Raw genomic sequence first — 15,964 nt, 5'->3', positions numbered from 1 at the left:
ACTTAACTTATCAGATGTTTATTCTTCTGCTGATATCGTTGCTTTACATTGTGGATATCGGCTGCATTCCCAAAAGGAACCGTATTTTTCCTGTCGTTTCATCATCAGTGAGCCACACAATGGGCAATAATGCAGTTCTTTCATTCTAGCTTCGCTTTTTAATCGAGTTTCTAGCGAGACATTAAAATCCTTTATATGTGCTATTCGTTGTCTGCCGGAACATAGAATAATTCCATCAGTATTCGAAATACAGTATTCACAGTAAAAGCAATCATCTATAATATTGGCATAGGTACGTCTGTGCCAAGTGCGCATTTTAAGAGGACAATCATATACATGTAGGGCATAGCTATGTTCTACAATGCTTTTTTTGTCTGCGACTTTTTTAAATCGGCTCAGCCATTTGGTTGCAACTGCATTATAGAGCCATTTCTTGGCTTTATTACTTTGCAAAAGAATTTCTTGGAGTTCTTCAAGTGGAATCATTCTGTCAAACTTACTTAAATCGATTTCGAGCGTGGAAATATTATTGTTTTGCAATTTGGAAAGTTTGCGCTCATCTACTGGATGGGTCACAAATATTTCTATAAAAAAGTATTTTTCTCCAGAATAAACAACAACATCTGGAATCACGCCATCAAAATGCTGTTCCGAAAATTCAGGGAACCGCAAGAGGAAAAAGCGCATCCGCCGGATAAAACGATACTCCGTAGATAACATAACAACAACCGCCGTCCGAGGCTTGGGTCCCGGGCGGCGGCTGTTTTGGTTTTGTGTTGTTTTCAATGGATGGGGGTGCCGGCTGGTTTTATCAAGCCCGGCGGGGGTTACTTGGCGCTGGCTTCGCTGTTGTGCTCAGCGCGGAAGTAGGACCGCAGAGAGTTGACCACGATGGTCAGGCCCAGGGCGATCAGCAGGACGGCGAAGATCAGCTGCAGGCCCTCCATCATGAAGGTGGCGCTGCCGGCCTGGAAAGCCTGGATCAGAGCCATGAGCCGCTGCACCAGAGCGGTGAAGGTGACGCACAGCATGATGATCAGCGGGGGGAACAGCATCTTGTTGCTGCGGCCGGTGACCTTGAGGAAGACGCAGAGGGTCACCAGAACCAGAGCGCTCAGCAGCTGGTTGGCGGAGCCGAACAGGGGCCAGATGTTGGAGTAGCCCACCTTGGTCAGGATGAAGCCGCACACCAGGGTGATGACGGTGGCGAAATAGGTGTTGCACAGCAGCTTGCGCCAGCCCTCGGCGTGGGCCATGTCGTCCACGCTGAACAGTTCCTGGAAGCTCATGCGGCCGATGCGGGCCACGGCGTCCAGACTGGTGAGAGCCAGAGCCGACACGCACATGGTCATGAAGCACTGGGCCACATACACCGGCACGCCGAACATTTCCAGGAAGCCGGCCACGCCGCGGCTGAAGATCTGGAAGGGAGTGCCCACGGCGGCGGTGCCGTCGGCGGCAGCGGATGCGCCTGCCACGCACAGGGCCAGGACAGCCAGCAGGCTTTCCAGCACCATGGCGCCGTAGCCGACCTTCAGCATGTCTTTTTCGTTTTCAACGGTCTTGGAGGAGGTGCCGGAGGACACCAGGCTGTGGAAGCCGGACACGGCGCCGCAGGCCACCGTGACGAACAGGATGGGGAACAGGTCGCCCAGGCTGTCGTTGTGGAAGCCGGTGAACACCGGCAGGTTCATGGTGGGGTGAGCCACCAGCAGGCCCACCACAGCGCCGGCGATCATGCCGATGAACATGAAGGTGGTCATGTAGTCGCGGGGCTGTTTGAGGAGCCACATGGGCAGGACGGCGGCGAAGAAGATGTAAACGAAGGTGATGTAGGTCCAGGTGGTCTGGTCTGCCACCAGAGGCATCATCATGCCCAGAGCCAGGGCGGCCACGGTGCATACCAGGCCCACGGCGGCCTCCTTCCAGCCGGTGAGGTGGAAGTTCTTCTGGATCAGGCCAAAGATCATGGCGAAGACGATGAACAGCAGCGAGATGCTGCCGGCTGCGCCGTTGGTCTGGGCAGCTTCCACCAGGGCGCCGTCTGCGCCGAAGGCATTGAAGGTGCCGGCCACCATGTCTGCAAAGGCGGCGATCACCAGCAGGGTAAACAGCCAGCAGAACAGCAGGAACAGCTTGCGGCCCAGCTTGCCGATGTACTTTTCAATCAGCAGGCCCATGGACTTGCCGTCGTTCTTGACGCTGGCGTACAGGGCGCCGAAGTCGGTGACAGCGCCGAAAAAGACGCCGCCCAGCAGAATCCACAGCAGCACCGGCAGCCAGCCGAAGGCGGCGGCCTGGATGGCGCCGGTGACAGGGCCGGCGCCGGCGATGGAGCTGAACTGATGGCTGAACACGGTCCAGCCGTCGGTGGGAACGTAGTCCTTGCCGTCGTTCAGGCGGACGGCAGGGGTTTTGGCGGTGGGGTCGATGCCCCAGCTCTTGGCGATCCAGCGCCCGTAAAGGGTGTAGGCCGCAATGAGGCACACCGCTGCGATCAGGACGATAACAAGTGTGTTCATGATTTTCCCCTTCTCTTTCAGTGAAGATTTGCCTGCCGGGCAGGCGGTTGGTTCTCGGGCCAGACGCCGGCGAATAAAAAAGCCCCCGTCCTGTGCACACAGTCTTGCAACTGGATGCAAAGACGAAGGCTGAATGCTCCGCGTTACCACTTTGCTTGCCGCCGGGGGCGGCCACTCTGCCGCGGCAGGGCCGGCGAACCGGCCTGTACCGCGCGCCCGGGATAACGGTGGGCTTCCGGCCGGTGCTAGTGGGCGGCTGGCCTTTCGCACAGGCTGCTTGCAGGGGATGGCCGGCCCGCTCCTTGCTGCCGCGTTTTCATCGTCGGCGGCTCTCTGCAAGCGGTGTGCGGGCAGACAGATCCTGTTCATCGCATTTGGTGTCTGGTGTTTGAACGCCACTACAGTAGCACGAAGGTGAAAGCTTGTCAACCGTCTCGTGAAGATTTGTATGGTGTGATAAAACTGTGTCCGTAAAGTGAGCAATCTTTGAACACTTTTTGACCATGAAGCGCCGCCCCCGCAGCCCGGAGGCTGGAGGGCTGGTTTTCTTGCGCTTTGCCGCTCTGCCCTTGAACATTCTATTTCTTTTCTTTTTTGTCCGCTCCGCTGGGGCCAGAGGGCTGCGGAGCCGAGGCGCTGCCTGCGGCAGAAACAGCCGAGGCGGAGCAGGGGCAAACACAGCGACCGCGTCCTGCGGACGAAACAGGGAGCTGTGTTTGGCGCCGCGCTCCAATTTTCACAAGGGCGCACTGTCGCCCGCTGGGAAAATTGGCTAAGCGCAAGAGGACAGCGGTCTGCTTTTTGCGAGAGCGCAGCGACGCTCGAAGCAAAAGCAGGGCACCGCAACCCGGAGCAGGGAGGGGCGGCTCTCTTGCGCTTTGCCGCCCCACCTTTAACACTTTTTTCTTTTTCGTCTTTGTCCGCTCCGCTGGGGCCAGAGGGCCAGGGAGGGGGTTTCGACTCCCCCTCCCTAGGCCCTCTGGACTCCCTACCCTCCCTAACGACCAGGCCTCTTGCGCTTAGCCGATTTTTGCGGCGCGCCGCGGAGGGCGCTTGCAAAAACCGGAGCGCTGCGCCAGCTTCGGCCCGGCTGTTTCGTCCACTGGACGCGCCGGGCCAAAGCTGCCCTGGACCCAAAAGAGGAAGTCGCGGCGTTCAAAAGCCTAAAAAACACTGTCATGCCTGGTCCGTGGAAACTTTCAGAGCCTCAAACGGCGGCACGGGTGTTTTTCTTAACGGCTTTTGCCCGCCGCTCCGATTGCTGAGTGCGACCGCTCTGGCGGTCGCGGGGCCCGTGGGTAAACCCATAACAACAGAAAACCCCCGCCTCTTTTTGAGAAGCGGGGGACTTTGTTGTTGCTTTTTCAGACGTGCCGGACAAGAAAATCAGGTCATCCGAAACCTCGGACTCACCGGGCCGCAGGCCGGGAGCCTCATAAAGCGGCTGAAAGTTTGCCGCCGGCAGGGCCAGGTGAAGTCCACAGCGGTCAGCGGTACCAGGTGAAACCTCTTGCGCTTAGCCGATTTTTGCGGCGCGCCAGGGACGGCGCTTGCAAAAACCGGAGCGCGGCGCCAGCCTCGCCTCGCTGCTTCGTCCACTGGACGCGCTCGGCTCGGCTGCCTTTTGGTTACTTTTCTTCCAGAAAAGTAACTCAGGCGTTCTCTTCTTCGGTCAGCTTGTTGATGAGGAGCTGGTAGATCTCGTTGCCCTTGAGGATGAACTGTTTTTTCACCTGTTCGGCGGTGAGTCGGTCGGGCATGCCCAGGTCCAGGGAGAAAAGTTTTTCGTCCAGGCGGTTGATGGTGCAGTGGACGGTACAGCGGCCCATTTCGCCCTCGGTGATGGTGGCGCTGTACTCCGCCCGCTTGCGGGACCACAGCTGTGCCTTGAGTACGGCGGCCACCGCCTTTTCCCGGACGCTGCGGGGCAGGTCGTAGGCCAGCTCCCCGGCCACCTTGCGCCCCTTGTCGGTGATGGTGAACAGCCCTTCGGCATCCACCTGCACCAGTCCCTGACGCCGGATGTCGTCCAGCCCCGAACCGATCTCGAAATAATTCACCAGCTGGGTGTCCATCAGGGCGGTTTCCAGCTGATGCTGGGACACCGCGCCGGTGTTCTGCACCAGATAACACAGCAGCAGCCGGATCTCGGTGCTGGTGGTCAGTCCGCCGGGCCGGACCCCGGCGGTAAAGGCGTCGCGTTCAGCCATGTTTCTTCACATCCTTTTATGATGAGGCGGGCATGGCCCGCCATAGAGCTTGCGTATGCTACCAGTATAAAAGGTTTCGGCCCGGATTTCAAGCCGGATTCAGGGCCGGGCAGGCGAATTCGGTGACGATCTGCTTTTTGCTCTCGGGGGTGGAGTAGACCCAGCGGTCGATGTGGCCCTCGGTGACGAAATATTGCAGGTCAAAGCGGTGGTTCTGGCCCAGGCTGCGGTTGACGATCACCAGCTTGATCTTCATTTTTTCGGGCAGGATGCTCTTGATGTAGACGCTGACGGCCTGGCCCGGGCGCAGGTCGGGACAGCTCTCGGCCAGCCCGGCCAGATTGGGTGCGATCTCCACAAAGGTGCCGTACTCCTCGATGCTGCGGACAATCCCCACCACCGTCTCACCGGGGGAGAAGGCGGCGGCGTTTTCGGCCCAGGTCCCCAGCAGCTCCCGGATGGTCAGAACAAACCGGCCCTGGGCGTCCCGGCTGCGCAGGGCGCAGAGGATCTGCTGCCCCACGCTGACCCGGTCGGCGGGGGAGGAGATGCGGCTCACCGACATGCAGTCGATGGGCAGCAGGGCGCTGATGCCGCAGCCCACGTCGCAGAAGGCCCCAAAGGATTCGATGTGGGTCACCGCACAGGGCAGAATGTCCCCCGGGGCCAGGGTGTCCAGATATTCCTCCCGGCACATCTGCTGGGCCCTCGCCCGGGACAGCCGGTAATAGGGCCGGCCCTGGGCGTCCTCCTCCAGCCCCTCGATCACAAAGCAGGTGGCCCGCCCCACCCGGGTGAGCGCCGCAATGTCCCGCACCGCGCCGGTGCCGGCCCCCTCGGCGCATTCGGCGAAGGGCATGATCCCACGCACCCCGCCCAGCTCAAAGCGGAGCTGGCGCTGGGTGTCGAACGCCAGGGCGGTGCTCTGGAGGATTTCGCCCCCCGCCATGGCGGCCCGCAGCTCGGCGCTGCTCAGGCGGGACGCGTCACGATAGTTGCCTTCGGTTCTGAAGCTTTGCATCATCTTTCGTTCCTCTTTCTTCGGTTCAGTTGCATTGCGGCCAGACGGCCAGGCGGCCTGGTAACAGCATATGCGAATTTTTTGTAGGGTATTTGCTTTTTACATGCGTTTGGTTTATACTATGGAATGCGGTCCCGCCGGCGTCGGCGGCCGCACAGCCAGCCAGGAAAGGAGCCTGCCCATGGATATCGCCGTCGGAGACATCATTCAGACCCGCAAAAAGCATCCCTGCGGCGCCTCCAGCTTTGAGGTGCTGCGTGTGGGGATGGATTTTCGCATCCGCTGCACAGGCTGCGGACGCGAGGTCATGCTGCCCCGGGTCAAGATCGAAAAGAACATCAAAAAGGTCATCAAGCCCGCCCCGGAAGGGGAGCGCTAGCCGCTTTTGCATGGGAGCAAACGTTTCGATGCAGAAAGGAGCGAACCTTTTTTGAACCTGGAACAACAGATGGAGGCGGTGAGCCGGCGTTTTGCCGAGCTGTCCCACCGGCTGAACCAGCCCGAGACCGCGGCGGACCCGGCCAAGTTCCGGCAGCTGATGCAGGAATACCACGAGGCCGAGCCGGTGGTGAACACCTGGCGGGCCTGGCAGACCGAGCTGGATCACCTGGCACAGGCAAAAGCCCTGCTCGCGGGCGAGGACGCCCAGGAGCCGGACTTCAAGCAAATGATACAGCAGGAAATCTGCGAAAAAACACAATCCGCGGCGAAACTGGAAAATTCTCTCAAACTTCTTCTTTTGCCCCGGGATGAATACGACGGCCGCAGCGTCATCGTGGAGGTGCGCAGCGGCGTCGGCGGGGAGGAGGCGGCCCTGTTTGCCCACAGCCTGGTGCGGATGTACAGCATGTACGCCCAGTCCCGCCACTGGCAGATGGAGCTGCTCAACCTCAGCGAGACCGAGCTGGGAGGGGTCCGGGAGGCGGTGTTCGCCGTCAACGGCCAGGGCGCCTACAGCCGCCTGAAATTTGAGAGCGGGGTCCATCGGGTGCAGCGCGTGCCCGACACCGAGACCCAGGGCCGGATTCACACCTCGACGGCCACGGTGGCGGTGCTGCCCCAGGCCGAGGAGGTGGAGGTGGAGCTGGACATGAAGGATCTGCGGATCGACACCTTCCGTTCATCGGGGGCGGGCGGCCAGCATATCAATAAGACATCCAGCGCCATCCGCATCACCCACCTGCCCACCGGCATGGTGGTGGAGTGCCAGAACGAGCGCAGCCAGTTCCAGAACAAGGACAAAGCCCTGGAAATCCTGCGCAGCCGGCTGCTGGCCCAGAAAAAGAGCGAACAGCAGAGCGCCATCAACGCCGGCCGCCAGGCCCAGGTGGGCACCGGCGACCGCAGCGAAAAGATCCGCACCTATAATTTCCCCCAGGACCGCTGCACCGACCATCGGATCGGCCTCACCGTCCACAACCTGGACAAGGTGATGGACGGCAACCTGGACGAGGTGCTGGACGCCCTGATTATGAAGGAACAGGCCGAAAAGCTGTCCCGGCTTTGAGCGGCCCGGACGAGAATTGAAAACTGGAAAGCAGATGAATCACTATGGAGATTGAAACCCTTCTCTGCCCGGCGGACGACGCGGGAATTGCCCGGGCGGCCGCCCTGCTGCGGCAGGGGGAGATTTTGGCCCTGCCCACCGAGACGGTGTACGGCATCGCCGCCGACGCCCGCAACGGCAAAGCGGTGGCCAAGATATTTGAGGCCAAGGGCCGGCCCCAGGATAACCCCCTCATCGTCCACATCGACGATGTGAAGATGCTGCCGGGCCTGGTCAGCGAGTTCCCCGAGCGGGCCCAGCTGCTGGCGGCGGCCTTCTGGCCGGGTCCGCTGACCATCATCATGCCCCGGGGTCCCGAGGTGGCAGACGAGTGCTGCGCCGGGCTGGATACGGTGGGCATCCGGATGCCCAGCCACCCGGTGGTCCGCCGCGTCATCGAGGCCAGCGGCTGCGCCTTTGCGGCGCCGTCGGCCAATTTGTCGGGCAAACCCAGCCCCACCACCGCCCAGGACGTCTGGACCGATATGCAGGGCCGCCTGCCTCTGATTCTGGACGGCGGGGCCTGTGCCGTGGGGGTGGAGTCCACCGTGGTGTCGGTGGTGGGGGAGAAACCCACCCTCCTGCGCCCCGGCTACATCACCCTGGAGGACCTGGAACGGGCTCTGGGGGAGGAAGTGGTCCTGTCGGGGGCCATCCTGGAAAAGCTGGCCGAGGGCGAGGTGGCCCGCAGCCCCGGCATGAAGTACAAACATTACGCCCCCAAGGCGGATATCACCATCCTGAACGGCAGCTTTGACCAGTTCAAGGCCTATGTCCAGGCCCACGCCGACCAGGACCCCGCCTGCCTGTGCTTCACCGGCGAGGCGGCCCGGCTGCCCTTCCCCTGCGTGGAATACGGCCGGGAGGGGGACGGGGCGGACCAGTCCAAACACATTTTCCGGTGCCTGCGGGCCCTGGATGAACAGGGGGACCGGGTGGTCTACGCCCGCTGCCCCCAGAAGGACGGCGTGTCCATGGCGGTGTACAACCGCCTGATCCGCGCCGCGGCGTTCCGGGTGATCGACCTATGATGACGGTAGCCATCACAGGCCGCAGCGGCTGCGGCAAATCCACCGTGACCGAGTGTTTTGTCTCCCGGGGCATCCCCACCGTGGACGCCGACCAGCTGTCCCGCCAGATCCTGCAGCCCGGCTCGCCGGTGCTGGAGAAGCTGGCGGAGCGGTTCGGGCCGGATATCCTGGAGGATGGGGTGCTCAACCGCCGCCTGCTGGCGGACCGGGCTTTCGCCACCCCCGAGGGCAAACAGGCCCTGGACGCCATCACCCATCCCGCCATTGTAGAGGGGATTCAGGCGGCGGGCCGGGCGGCCCGTCAGGCCGGCAGCCCCCTCTTTGTCATCGACGGGGCGGTGCTGGTGGGCAGCGCCCTGGATGGGGCGTGGGACCGCCTGGTGGTGGTGGCCGCCCCCTATGAGACCAGCGTCCAGCGGATTGTCCTGCGGGACGGCATCCGGCCCGAAATGGCCCGGCGCCGCCTGGACGCCCAGCTGCCCGAGGCCCGGCTGCGGGCCCGGGCGGACGTGGTGCTGGAAAACGACGGCACCCGGGACCAGCTGCGCCAAAAGGCTGAGGCCCTGGTGGACCAGCTGCTGGCCCAGGCAAAGGGAGGTGCGGTTGAGAGGATTTGAACGTGCGAAAGAGACTCATCGCCCTGATTCTGGCGGTGGTGGTGCTGGCCTGTATGCCGGCCCTGGTGCGCCAGGTGGAGCGGCAGCTCTACCCCTGCAAATTCCCCGATATCGTCCATACTTACGCGGCGGAATATGACCTGGACCACCTGCTGATCTATACCTTTATCCGCACCGAGAGCGGCTTTGACCCCGAGGCGGTGTCCAATATGGGGGCCCGCGGCCTGATGCAGATGACCGAGGAGACCTTCGACTGGCTCAAGACCAAGCTGGCCCCCCAGGAGGACCTGACCTTCGACGACCTCTATGACCCCGACTGCGCGGTGCGGTTCGGGGCGTATTACCTGCGGCTGTGCCTGGACCGGTACGGCGGGGACGTGGCCACCGCGGCCGCGGCCTATCACAGCGGGTGGGGGACGGTGGACAGCCTGCTCAACCGCGAGGACTATGCGGGGGACGGCCGGACCCTGCCCAGCTTCCCCTACAGCAACATGAACCACTACGTGGAGAAGATTCTCCGCAGCTATGAACGCTATACGGAGCTGTACGGCTCCAGTATATAAAAATGAAAAAGGGCGTCTGCGGGCCGCTCCCCGCTCCGCCCTTCGGATGGAAAACGAGGTATACACTATGAAAGAACTGACCGAAATGCAGAAGAAGGCCAAAGAGCTTCTGTATGAGCCCGAGTACAAGTCGGACAAGGACGCCGCCGTGCGCCAGGCAGCCGCAGACTTTGCCGAGGGCTACAAGGATTTCATCACCCGCTGCAAGACCGAGCGGGAGGTGGCCGTCTACGCTGAGAAGGCCCTGCAGGACGCCGGCTATCAGCTGTTTGACGACCGCAAGAAGTACAACCCCGGCGACAAGGTCTATTGGATCCACCACAAGAAGGTGGTTCTGTGCGCCACCATCGGCACCCGCTCCCTGGAGGACGGCTTCCGCCTGATGATCGCCCACATCGACAGCCCCCGCCTGGACATCCGTCCCAACCCCCTGTATGAGGCTGCCCACTTCAGCTACTTCAAGACCCACTACTACGGCGGCATCCGCAAGTACCAGTGGGCCACCATGCCCCTGGCCATCCATGGCGTGCTGACCCGCGCCGACGGCAGCTCGGTCACCGTCCAGGTGGGCGAGGACGTGGGGGACCCCGCTTTCTGCATCACCGACCTGCTGCCCCACCTGAGCGCCGAGCAGAACAAGCGTGAGCTGTCCGACGGCATCCGCGGCGAGGAGCTGAACATCCTGATTGGTTCCGACGCCGTGGCCGACGAGGACATCAAGGAGAAGGTCAAGCTCAGCACCATGATGCTGCTGAACGAGAAGTACGGCATCACCGAGAAGGACTTCACCCGCGCCGAGCTGGAGATCGTCCCCGCCACCCCCGCCCGCGACATCGGCTTTGACCGGTCCATGGTCGGCGGCTACGGCCAGGACGACCGCGTGGACGCATACCCCGCCCTGATGGCCGAGATCCAGGTCAAGAACCCCGCCTACACCACCGTCTGCGTCCTGGCAGACAAGGAGGAGATCGGCAGCTACGGCATCACCGGCATGGGCAGCGCCTTCACCTATGACTGGCTGCGCCAGCTGTGCGCCTGCCAGGGCGCCGACTCCATCCGCGCCTTCCGCAGCAGCCTGTGCCTGTCGGCGGACGTCACCGCCGCCTATGACCCCACCTGGGCCAGCGCATTCGAGCCCCAGAACGGCACCTATGCAGGCCGCGGCGTGGCCTTCTTCAAGTACACCGGCAGCCGCGGCAAGAGCGCTGCCAACGACGCCACCGCCGAGCAGATGGGCTACCTGACCCGTATGCTGGATGAGGCCGGCGTGGCATGGCAGGTGGGCGAGCTGGGCCGCATCGACCTGGGCGGCGGCGGCACCGTGGCCACCGAGGTGGCCCGCTACGGCATCCCCGTGGTGGACATCGGCGTGCCGGTGCTGTCCATGCACTCTCCCTTCGAGGTGGTCAGCAAGACCGACCTGTACATGGCTTACCGTGCGTTCAGCACCTTTGCAGCCGCGGAGGAGTAAACCCAAAAGCGTAACCCCGTGGAGCGGCGCGGCGTCAGCCTGCGCCGCTCCTTTTGCGGGTTGGGGGAGGATCGTATGACAAAACTCAAGCAGTTTCTCAAACAGGAGACGGTGCTGGCGGTGGCGGCGGCCCTGGCGGTGGTTTCGGCCTTTTTTGTCCGGCCGGACGCGGCCTATCTGGGGTATATTGACTGGCGCACCCTGGCGATTTTGTTTTCCCTGATGACGGTGATGGCGGGCCTGCGGCGGCAGGGCGTCTTTGACCGGATGGGCCGGGCCCTGCTGGCCTTGAGCGGCGGCACCCTGCAGCTGGTGCTGGTGCTGGTGGGTCTGTGCTTTTTCGGCAGCATGTTCATCACCAACGACGTGGCCCTGCTGACCTTTGTGCCCTTCACCTTTGCGGTGCTGGACAGCATGGGCGGCGAAATGCGTCAAAAGCTGGCCCTGCCGGTGGTGTGCATGCAGACGGTGGCGGCCAACCTGGGCAGTATGCTCACCCCCATCGGCAACCCCCAGAACCTCTACCTCTACGGCAAGAGCGGCATGGGGATGGGTGCCTTTGTGGCCCTGATGCTGCCCTACAGCCTGGCGTCCCTGGTGATGCTGGTGGCCTGGGCGGTGCTGGTGTGCCGTGGCCAGCGGTCGGGGTCGGGGCCCTTCCTGGAGTCCCGCCAGAACGCCCCCTCCAGCCGCAGAATCATCGGCATGTATGGCGTGCTGTTTGTGGTCTGCCTGCTGGCGGTGATGCGGGTGCTGCCCTATGGGGCGGCCCTGGCGGCGGTGCTGCTGGCGGCCCTGGCGGCCGACCGGGACACCCTGGGCGGGGTGGACTATTCGCTGCTGCTGACCTTTGTGGCCTTCTTCATCTTCATCGGCAACCTGGGCCGGATTCCCGCCTTTTCCAGCTGGCTGCAGGGGATCATTGCCGGGCGGGAGGTGCTGGTGTCGGTGCTGGCCTCCCAGGTCACCAGCAACGTCCCGGCGGCGCTGCTGCTGTCCGGCTTCACCCAGAACACCCAGGCTCTCATCATCGGCACCAACCTGGGCGGCCTGGGCACCCTGATTGCCTCCATGGCCAGCCTGATTTCCTACCGCCAGATTGCCCGGGAGGAGCCGGAGGGAAAGGGGAAGTACTTCGCCCTGTTCACCCTGTCCAATGTGGTGTTTTTGGCGGCCCTGCTGGGCCTGTGGGCGGTGCTGTCCCTGTGACGGCCGGCCCGGCCGGGGGACAGCGGTCTGACCGGGTTCCCCTGGGATGACCCCCGCCCGGACAGGGGCGTGAAACCCGCCTCCGCCGGAAATACGGGGCAGGTTTTCCCGGAAGGGCATCCCCATAAATACCGCAAACGATAAAAAGTCCGCCGTTTCGGCCCTGCGGGGCGCGGAAGCGGCGGATTTTTGTTTGGATGCCCGGACACAGGGAAGCCCCCGGCGAGCCTGCCAACTGGGGGCCGGGTCAGGCCAGCTCGTCATACAGCTGGGAGATGGTGCAGAAGGTGTAGCCGTTGTCCTTGTACCAGCGGATGATGTCGGGCAGGGCCTCGGCGGTGGTGCCGGTGGTGGCGGAGTCGTGCATCAGGACGATGCAGCGGTCCAGGCCCTCGCTGCCGTGGGTGACGTTGTAATACACCTCAGAGGCGGAGAGCTTTTCGCCGGCGGCGTCCTCGGCGCAGACGTTCCAGTCCACCCAGCGCCAGCCCCGCTGTTCGGCCTGGGTCTTGAGCTCGGCCATAATGCCGCTGCCGCCGTATTTCCGGCTGACGGTGTTGGTGCTGCCTCCGGGGAACCGCAGGCACCGGATGGCCGACGTGTCGGCATAGGGGGCCAGCCGCTCCCGCAGCAGGTCGATGTCGTTCCAAAAGGCGTCGGTGCTGCGGTAGATGTCGCTGTACTTGTGGGAGGCGGAGTGGAGGGCGATCTCGTGGCCGGCCTGCTGGGCCTGCTGGATCAGGGGCAGGTGCTTTTCGTTGGATTCGTTGGCCACCACAAAGAAGGTGGCGGAGACGTTTTCAGCCGCCAGCGCCTGCAGGACGGCGGGGGTGGTTTTGCTGGGGCCGTCGTCGAAGGTGAGACAGACCCGGCGGGCGGCGGTGTCCTCGCCCGAGACGTTGGTGTCCTGCTGGGCGGCCACCGCCTCCAGAAAGCGGGTGTCCGGGGCGGCGGTCAGGTCCTCGGCCCGGCACAGGGCCAGGGGCCCCGCCGACAGGCCCCACCCCAGCCCGAACCCCGCCACGGCGCTGACGGCCGCCAGCAGGAGGGTGCGCACCGCGCCGTGCGCCCGGAAAAATGAAAACTGCATAGAATGCCTCCTTGCGTGGGAAAGAATTCAGTAACAGCATATGAGGCGGAAAAATTTCTATGAAACCCCTGAAAAACAAATTGACGGCTTGACTTTGGAGCCCAACTGTGCTATTATAATCAAGCAGTTCGCACACGGCCCCGGCAAAGGGCGCCGCGGATAGATATGCGAGGGTGGCGGAACTGGCAGACGCGCACGTTTGAGGTGCGTGTGGGTAACCTTGAGGGTTCAAATCCCTTCCCTCGCACCACGACGGGTGCTCTTATAGCAAAACGCTGTAAGGACACTCGTTTTATTGTAACAGGGCCTTTTCCCCAAAAAAGGCTTTTCCATATTTCCGGCGGCGCCCCATCCGCGCCGCCCCAACCGGATAGGTCTCTATAGCTCAGCTGGATAGAGCGTTCGCCTCCTAAGCGGAAGACGGTCAAGAACCTCTTTCCGCTGGGAAAAATGCAGATGGCAGTTCAAAATTGATCAAGCGCACCCCCGAAAAACCGGCTTCTGACGGCTGAAAGAGGTGCAAAAAAGCCCAAAAACTGGAAAATCGGCACCGGCTGGGACGGCTGAAAAGCCTCCGAAGGCAAAAAACACAAAATAAAGCAAAAACCGAAAACCAGTTAAGATTCAAACAAAAAATCTCCCAAAAACTATAAGTCTCCGTAGCTCAGTTGGATAGAGCGCGAGCCTCCTAAGCCCGAGGCCCCCGGTTCAAGCCCGGGCGGGGACACCAGAACAGGCGGAAAATTGGTCAGACGCGAAAGTCTGCCTCCAGTTTTCCGCCTTTTTTGTTGGGAAAACCAGGTTTTTCCAGCCCAAAACGGGAACGAGGCTAAATTTTAAAAAAGTTCTTAGCCGAAAACCAATGAAAAAGGGCCTGGGCCTAGAAGGAATTTTCGAGGTCCCTTTTCAGGCCGGACTAAAAAAGAACAAAGCTCCAATTCCCAACGATGTCATTTAACGATCATTCACCAAAAATTGGAAGCCCAAACAGGAAAAAATGGAAGATGATTCCAGAAATGCGAAAAAACCCGCATCGGAACATTAGCTCCCATTCTATAGAAATCAGAAACATCCAGGAGACTGACGGCTTTTTTGGTCGGTCTATGCGGAATATACATAGCGGCTCTGACTTGCCAGGATATGGCAGATCAGGGCCGCTTTTTGTTTTCCCGAGACAATGAAAGGAGTCAGTACGATGGAAGATCGGAACTACATCATGATCGACGGTGTTCGCTACCACGCAGACCGCCCGGCCGACTGCCGGTTCTGCCAGTTCTGGAAAAACAGGAGGCGGGGCTGCATCCTGGGCAGAGAGAACTGCTACTACCTGGCCCAGGTCGTCATCACCGAAGAAGAACGGAAGTGCGAGGGCTGCCGGTATGCGGTGGGCGCCCCCTGCGTCAGTGCCTGCTGCTATAAGGACCTGGAACGGGACCTGTGGAAGCAGCGTGAAGCAAAGGCTGCAAGGAGGAAGAACGGTCATGGGTAAGAAAACGGGAGACATCCGCCGAGCGGAGAAACTGATCCAGAAAAAAGAGCGGCAGACCAAAAAGGCCAAGCGGCCGGCCTGCTGCGGCAGCTGTGAATACAACCAGCCCAACTTCAAGTATAGAACCTGCCTGTTTGTCCGGTGTCCGATGGACAAGACCCGGAGGACGCTGCGGGACAAGCCGCTGCGCAAAGATAAGTTCTCGGCATAACGGAAGAACGGACGGCCCCTTCGGGAAGGAACGAAGGGGCCTCTTTTGATGAACCAGCAACAGAGTAAAGGAGACTCAGTTATGGAAAACATGATGGCCAGCTTCAGCAGCAAAGAGTTCGGACAGATTCGCGTGATCCAGGAGAACGGCAAGTGCCTGTTCTGTGCCAGCGATGTAGCAAAAGCACTCGGCTATGCTAAGCCGGAGAACGCGATCGGGCGTCATTGCCGGTGTACCCTGAAACGGGGTACACCTCATCCCCAGTCTCCGAACAAGATGATGGAGATGGTTTTTATCCCTGAAGGTGATGTTTACCGGCTGATCGTTCACAGCAAACTGCCCGCTGCGGTGCGGTTTGAGCGCTGGGTGTTCGATGAGGTCCTCCCCACCATCCGCAAGCACGGCGGCTACCTGGGTGAATCGCTGATGGAGCAGATCGAGAGAGACCCGGAAATCCTTTTCCGCTTTGCCGACGCCCTGGTCAAGGAGCGGAGGGAAAACAAAGCGCTGCGGAAGGAGCTGCTGAACCTGAAGCCCAAGGCAGAGTTCTACGACGCCTTTGTGAATCCGGGTGACTGCACCAACATCCGGGCCACGGCCAAGGAACTGAATGTGCCCGAGCGGCTGTTCTGCAAGTATCTCCAGCATAAGAAGTATCTCTACCGTGCCCCTGCCGGAAACCTGATGCCCTACGCGGGACCCTTCCGTCGGGGCCTTTTCATTGTCAGGGACTTCTACAACCGGGATACCGGTTTCTTCGGCTGCTACACCCTGTTCACCCCGGCCGGAAAAGATGAGCTGCGCCGGCAGCTGGCCGAGATTGAGGCATGGCAGAGGTAAGATTGCCTCCCTGCCCACAGATGACAGACACAGATGATCTAGAGCAAACCCAGAAAATAGAGTGAAGTCACCGCCGCACTGTACAGCAGTGGTATGATAAATGTGGAGATGATGAATATGCTTCACAATGAATCACGGAACTTA

The 15,964-nt window shown here is 61.3% G+C and carries 15 protein-coding genes and 2 tRNA genes; 12 read left to right on the top strand and 5 right to left on the bottom strand.

What is annotated here, in order from left to right; all coding sequences use genetic code 11:
• Positions 1 to 18: 18 nt before the first annotated feature.
• The 4 genes from B5F27_RS07375 to B5F27_RS07360 all read right to left on the bottom strand — a co-directional run bounded on the left by B5F27_RS07375 (position 19) and on the right by B5F27_RS07360 (position 5,756).
• Positions 19 to 720 carry a topoisomerase DNA-binding C4 zinc finger domain-containing protein gene (locus B5F27_RS07375; RefSeq protein WP_087365914.1) on the bottom strand — a complete coding sequence of 234 codons (702 nt, stop codon included), beginning with the start codon at positions 718 to 720 and terminating at the stop codon, positions 19 to 21.
• 107 nt (positions 721 to 827) lie between these two features.
• Positions 828 to 2,522, bottom strand: a complete 1,695-nt coding sequence (locus B5F27_RS07370; protein WP_087248918.1) for a carbon starvation protein A — start codon at positions 2,520 to 2,522, stop codon at positions 828 to 830.
• A gap of 1,652 nt (positions 2,523 to 4,174) precedes the next feature.
• Positions 4,175 to 4,732: a DUF4364 family protein gene (locus B5F27_RS07365; RefSeq protein WP_087249226.1), complete on the bottom strand. Its 558-nt coding sequence runs from the start codon at positions 4,730 to 4,732 to the stop codon at positions 4,175 to 4,177.
• 88 nt (positions 4,733 to 4,820) lie between these two features.
• Positions 4,821 to 5,756 carry a S1 RNA-binding domain-containing protein gene (locus tag B5F27_RS07360; protein ID WP_087365911.1) on the bottom strand — a complete coding sequence of 312 codons (936 nt, stop codon included), beginning with the start codon at positions 5,754 to 5,756 and terminating at the stop codon, positions 4,821 to 4,823.
• Positions 5,757 to 5,934: 178 nt separating this feature from the next.
• Between B5F27_RS07360 and B5F27_RS07355 the strand changes: the two genes are divergently transcribed.
• From B5F27_RS07355 to B5F27_RS07325, 7 genes are all read left to right on the top strand, one after another.
• Positions 5,935 to 6,132: a DUF951 domain-containing protein gene (locus B5F27_RS07355; RefSeq protein ID WP_087249222.1), complete on the top strand. Its 198-nt coding sequence runs from the start codon at positions 5,935 to 5,937 to the stop codon at positions 6,130 to 6,132.
• Positions 6,133 to 6,201: 69 nt separating this feature from the next.
• A complete protein-coding gene (gene prfA / locus B5F27_RS07350; protein ID WP_204228871.1) occupies positions 6,202 to 7,260 on the top strand; it encodes a peptide chain release factor 1 in 1,059 nt (352 codons plus the stop codon).
• Between the two features lie 44 nt (positions 7,261 to 7,304).
• The gene (locus B5F27_RS07345) at positions 7,305 to 8,330 is read left to right on the top strand and encodes an L-threonylcarbamoyladenylate synthase (RefSeq protein WP_087249220.1); all 1,026 of its coding nucleotides are present in this window, start codon (positions 7,305 to 7,307) and stop codon (positions 8,328 to 8,330) included.
• Positions 8,327 to 8,947: a dephospho-CoA kinase gene (coaE, locus tag B5F27_RS07340; RefSeq protein ID WP_087365907.1), complete on the top strand. Its 621-nt coding sequence runs from the start codon at positions 8,327 to 8,329 to the stop codon at positions 8,945 to 8,947. Before B5F27_RS07345 ends, coaE begins: the two co-directional genes overlap by 4 nt.
• A 2-nt stretch (positions 8,948 to 8,949) precedes the next feature.
• Complete coding sequence (locus B5F27_RS07335; RefSeq protein WP_242962120.1) at positions 8,950 to 9,510, top strand: lytic transglycosylase domain-containing protein; 561 nt, start codon at positions 8,950 to 8,952, stop codon at positions 9,508 to 9,510.
• Between the two features lie 67 nt (positions 9,511 to 9,577).
• Positions 9,578 to 10,981, top strand: a complete 1,404-nt coding sequence (locus B5F27_RS07330; protein WP_206422997.1) for an aminopeptidase — start codon at positions 9,578 to 9,580, stop codon at positions 10,979 to 10,981.
• Positions 10,982 to 11,056: 75 nt separating this feature from the next.
• Positions 11,057 to 12,190, top strand: a complete 1,134-nt coding sequence (locus B5F27_RS07325) for an SLC13 family permease (protein ID WP_087365901.1) — start codon at positions 11,057 to 11,059, stop codon at positions 12,188 to 12,190.
• 247 nt (positions 12,191 to 12,437) lie between these two features.
• Here B5F27_RS07325 and B5F27_RS07320 read toward each other — a convergent pair whose 3' ends face one another.
• Positions 12,438 to 13,280 (bottom strand): polysaccharide deacetylase family protein, encoded by an 843-nt coding sequence (locus tag B5F27_RS07320; protein WP_087365898.1) that lies wholly within the window; start codon positions 13,278 to 13,280, stop codon positions 12,438 to 12,440.
• Between the two features lie 167 nt (positions 13,281 to 13,447).
• On the opposite strand from B5F27_RS07320, the gene B5F27_RS07315 reads away from it, so the two are divergent.
• The 5 genes from B5F27_RS07315 to B5F27_RS07295 all read left to right on the top strand — a co-directional run bounded on the left by B5F27_RS07315 (position 13,448) and on the right by B5F27_RS07295 (position 15,820).
• Positions 13,448 to 13,530, top strand: a tRNA-Leu gene (locus B5F27_RS07315).
• Positions 13,531 to 13,933: 403 nt separating this feature from the next.
• Positions 13,934 to 14,010: transfer RNA gene (locus tag B5F27_RS07310), tRNA-Arg, on the top strand.
• A gap of 465 nt (positions 14,011 to 14,475) precedes the next feature.
• On the top strand, positions 14,476 to 14,769 hold the full coding sequence (locus tag B5F27_RS07305; protein ID WP_087249210.1) for a hypothetical protein: 294 nt from the start codon (positions 14,476 to 14,478) through the stop codon (positions 14,767 to 14,769).
• Complete coding sequence (locus B5F27_RS07300; protein ID WP_087365895.1) at positions 14,762 to 14,980, top strand: hypothetical protein; 219 nt, start codon at positions 14,762 to 14,764, stop codon at positions 14,978 to 14,980. The genes B5F27_RS07305 and B5F27_RS07300 overlap by 8 nt, the downstream gene beginning before the upstream one ends.
• A gap of 81 nt (positions 14,981 to 15,061) precedes the next feature.
• Positions 15,062 to 15,820: a phage antirepressor KilAC domain-containing protein gene (locus B5F27_RS07295; protein WP_087365891.1), complete on the top strand. Its 759-nt coding sequence runs from the start codon at positions 15,062 to 15,064 to the stop codon at positions 15,818 to 15,820.
• The last annotated feature ends 144 nt before the right edge of the window (positions 15,821 to 15,964 follow it).

The sequence above is a fragment of the Faecalibacterium sp. An192 genome (genome assembly GCF_002160175.1).
Taxonomy (GTDB): domain Bacteria; phylum Bacillota; class Clostridia; order Oscillospirales; family Ruminococcaceae; genus Faecalibacterium.
This window is presented reverse-complemented; position numbering and strand designations above follow the sequence as displayed.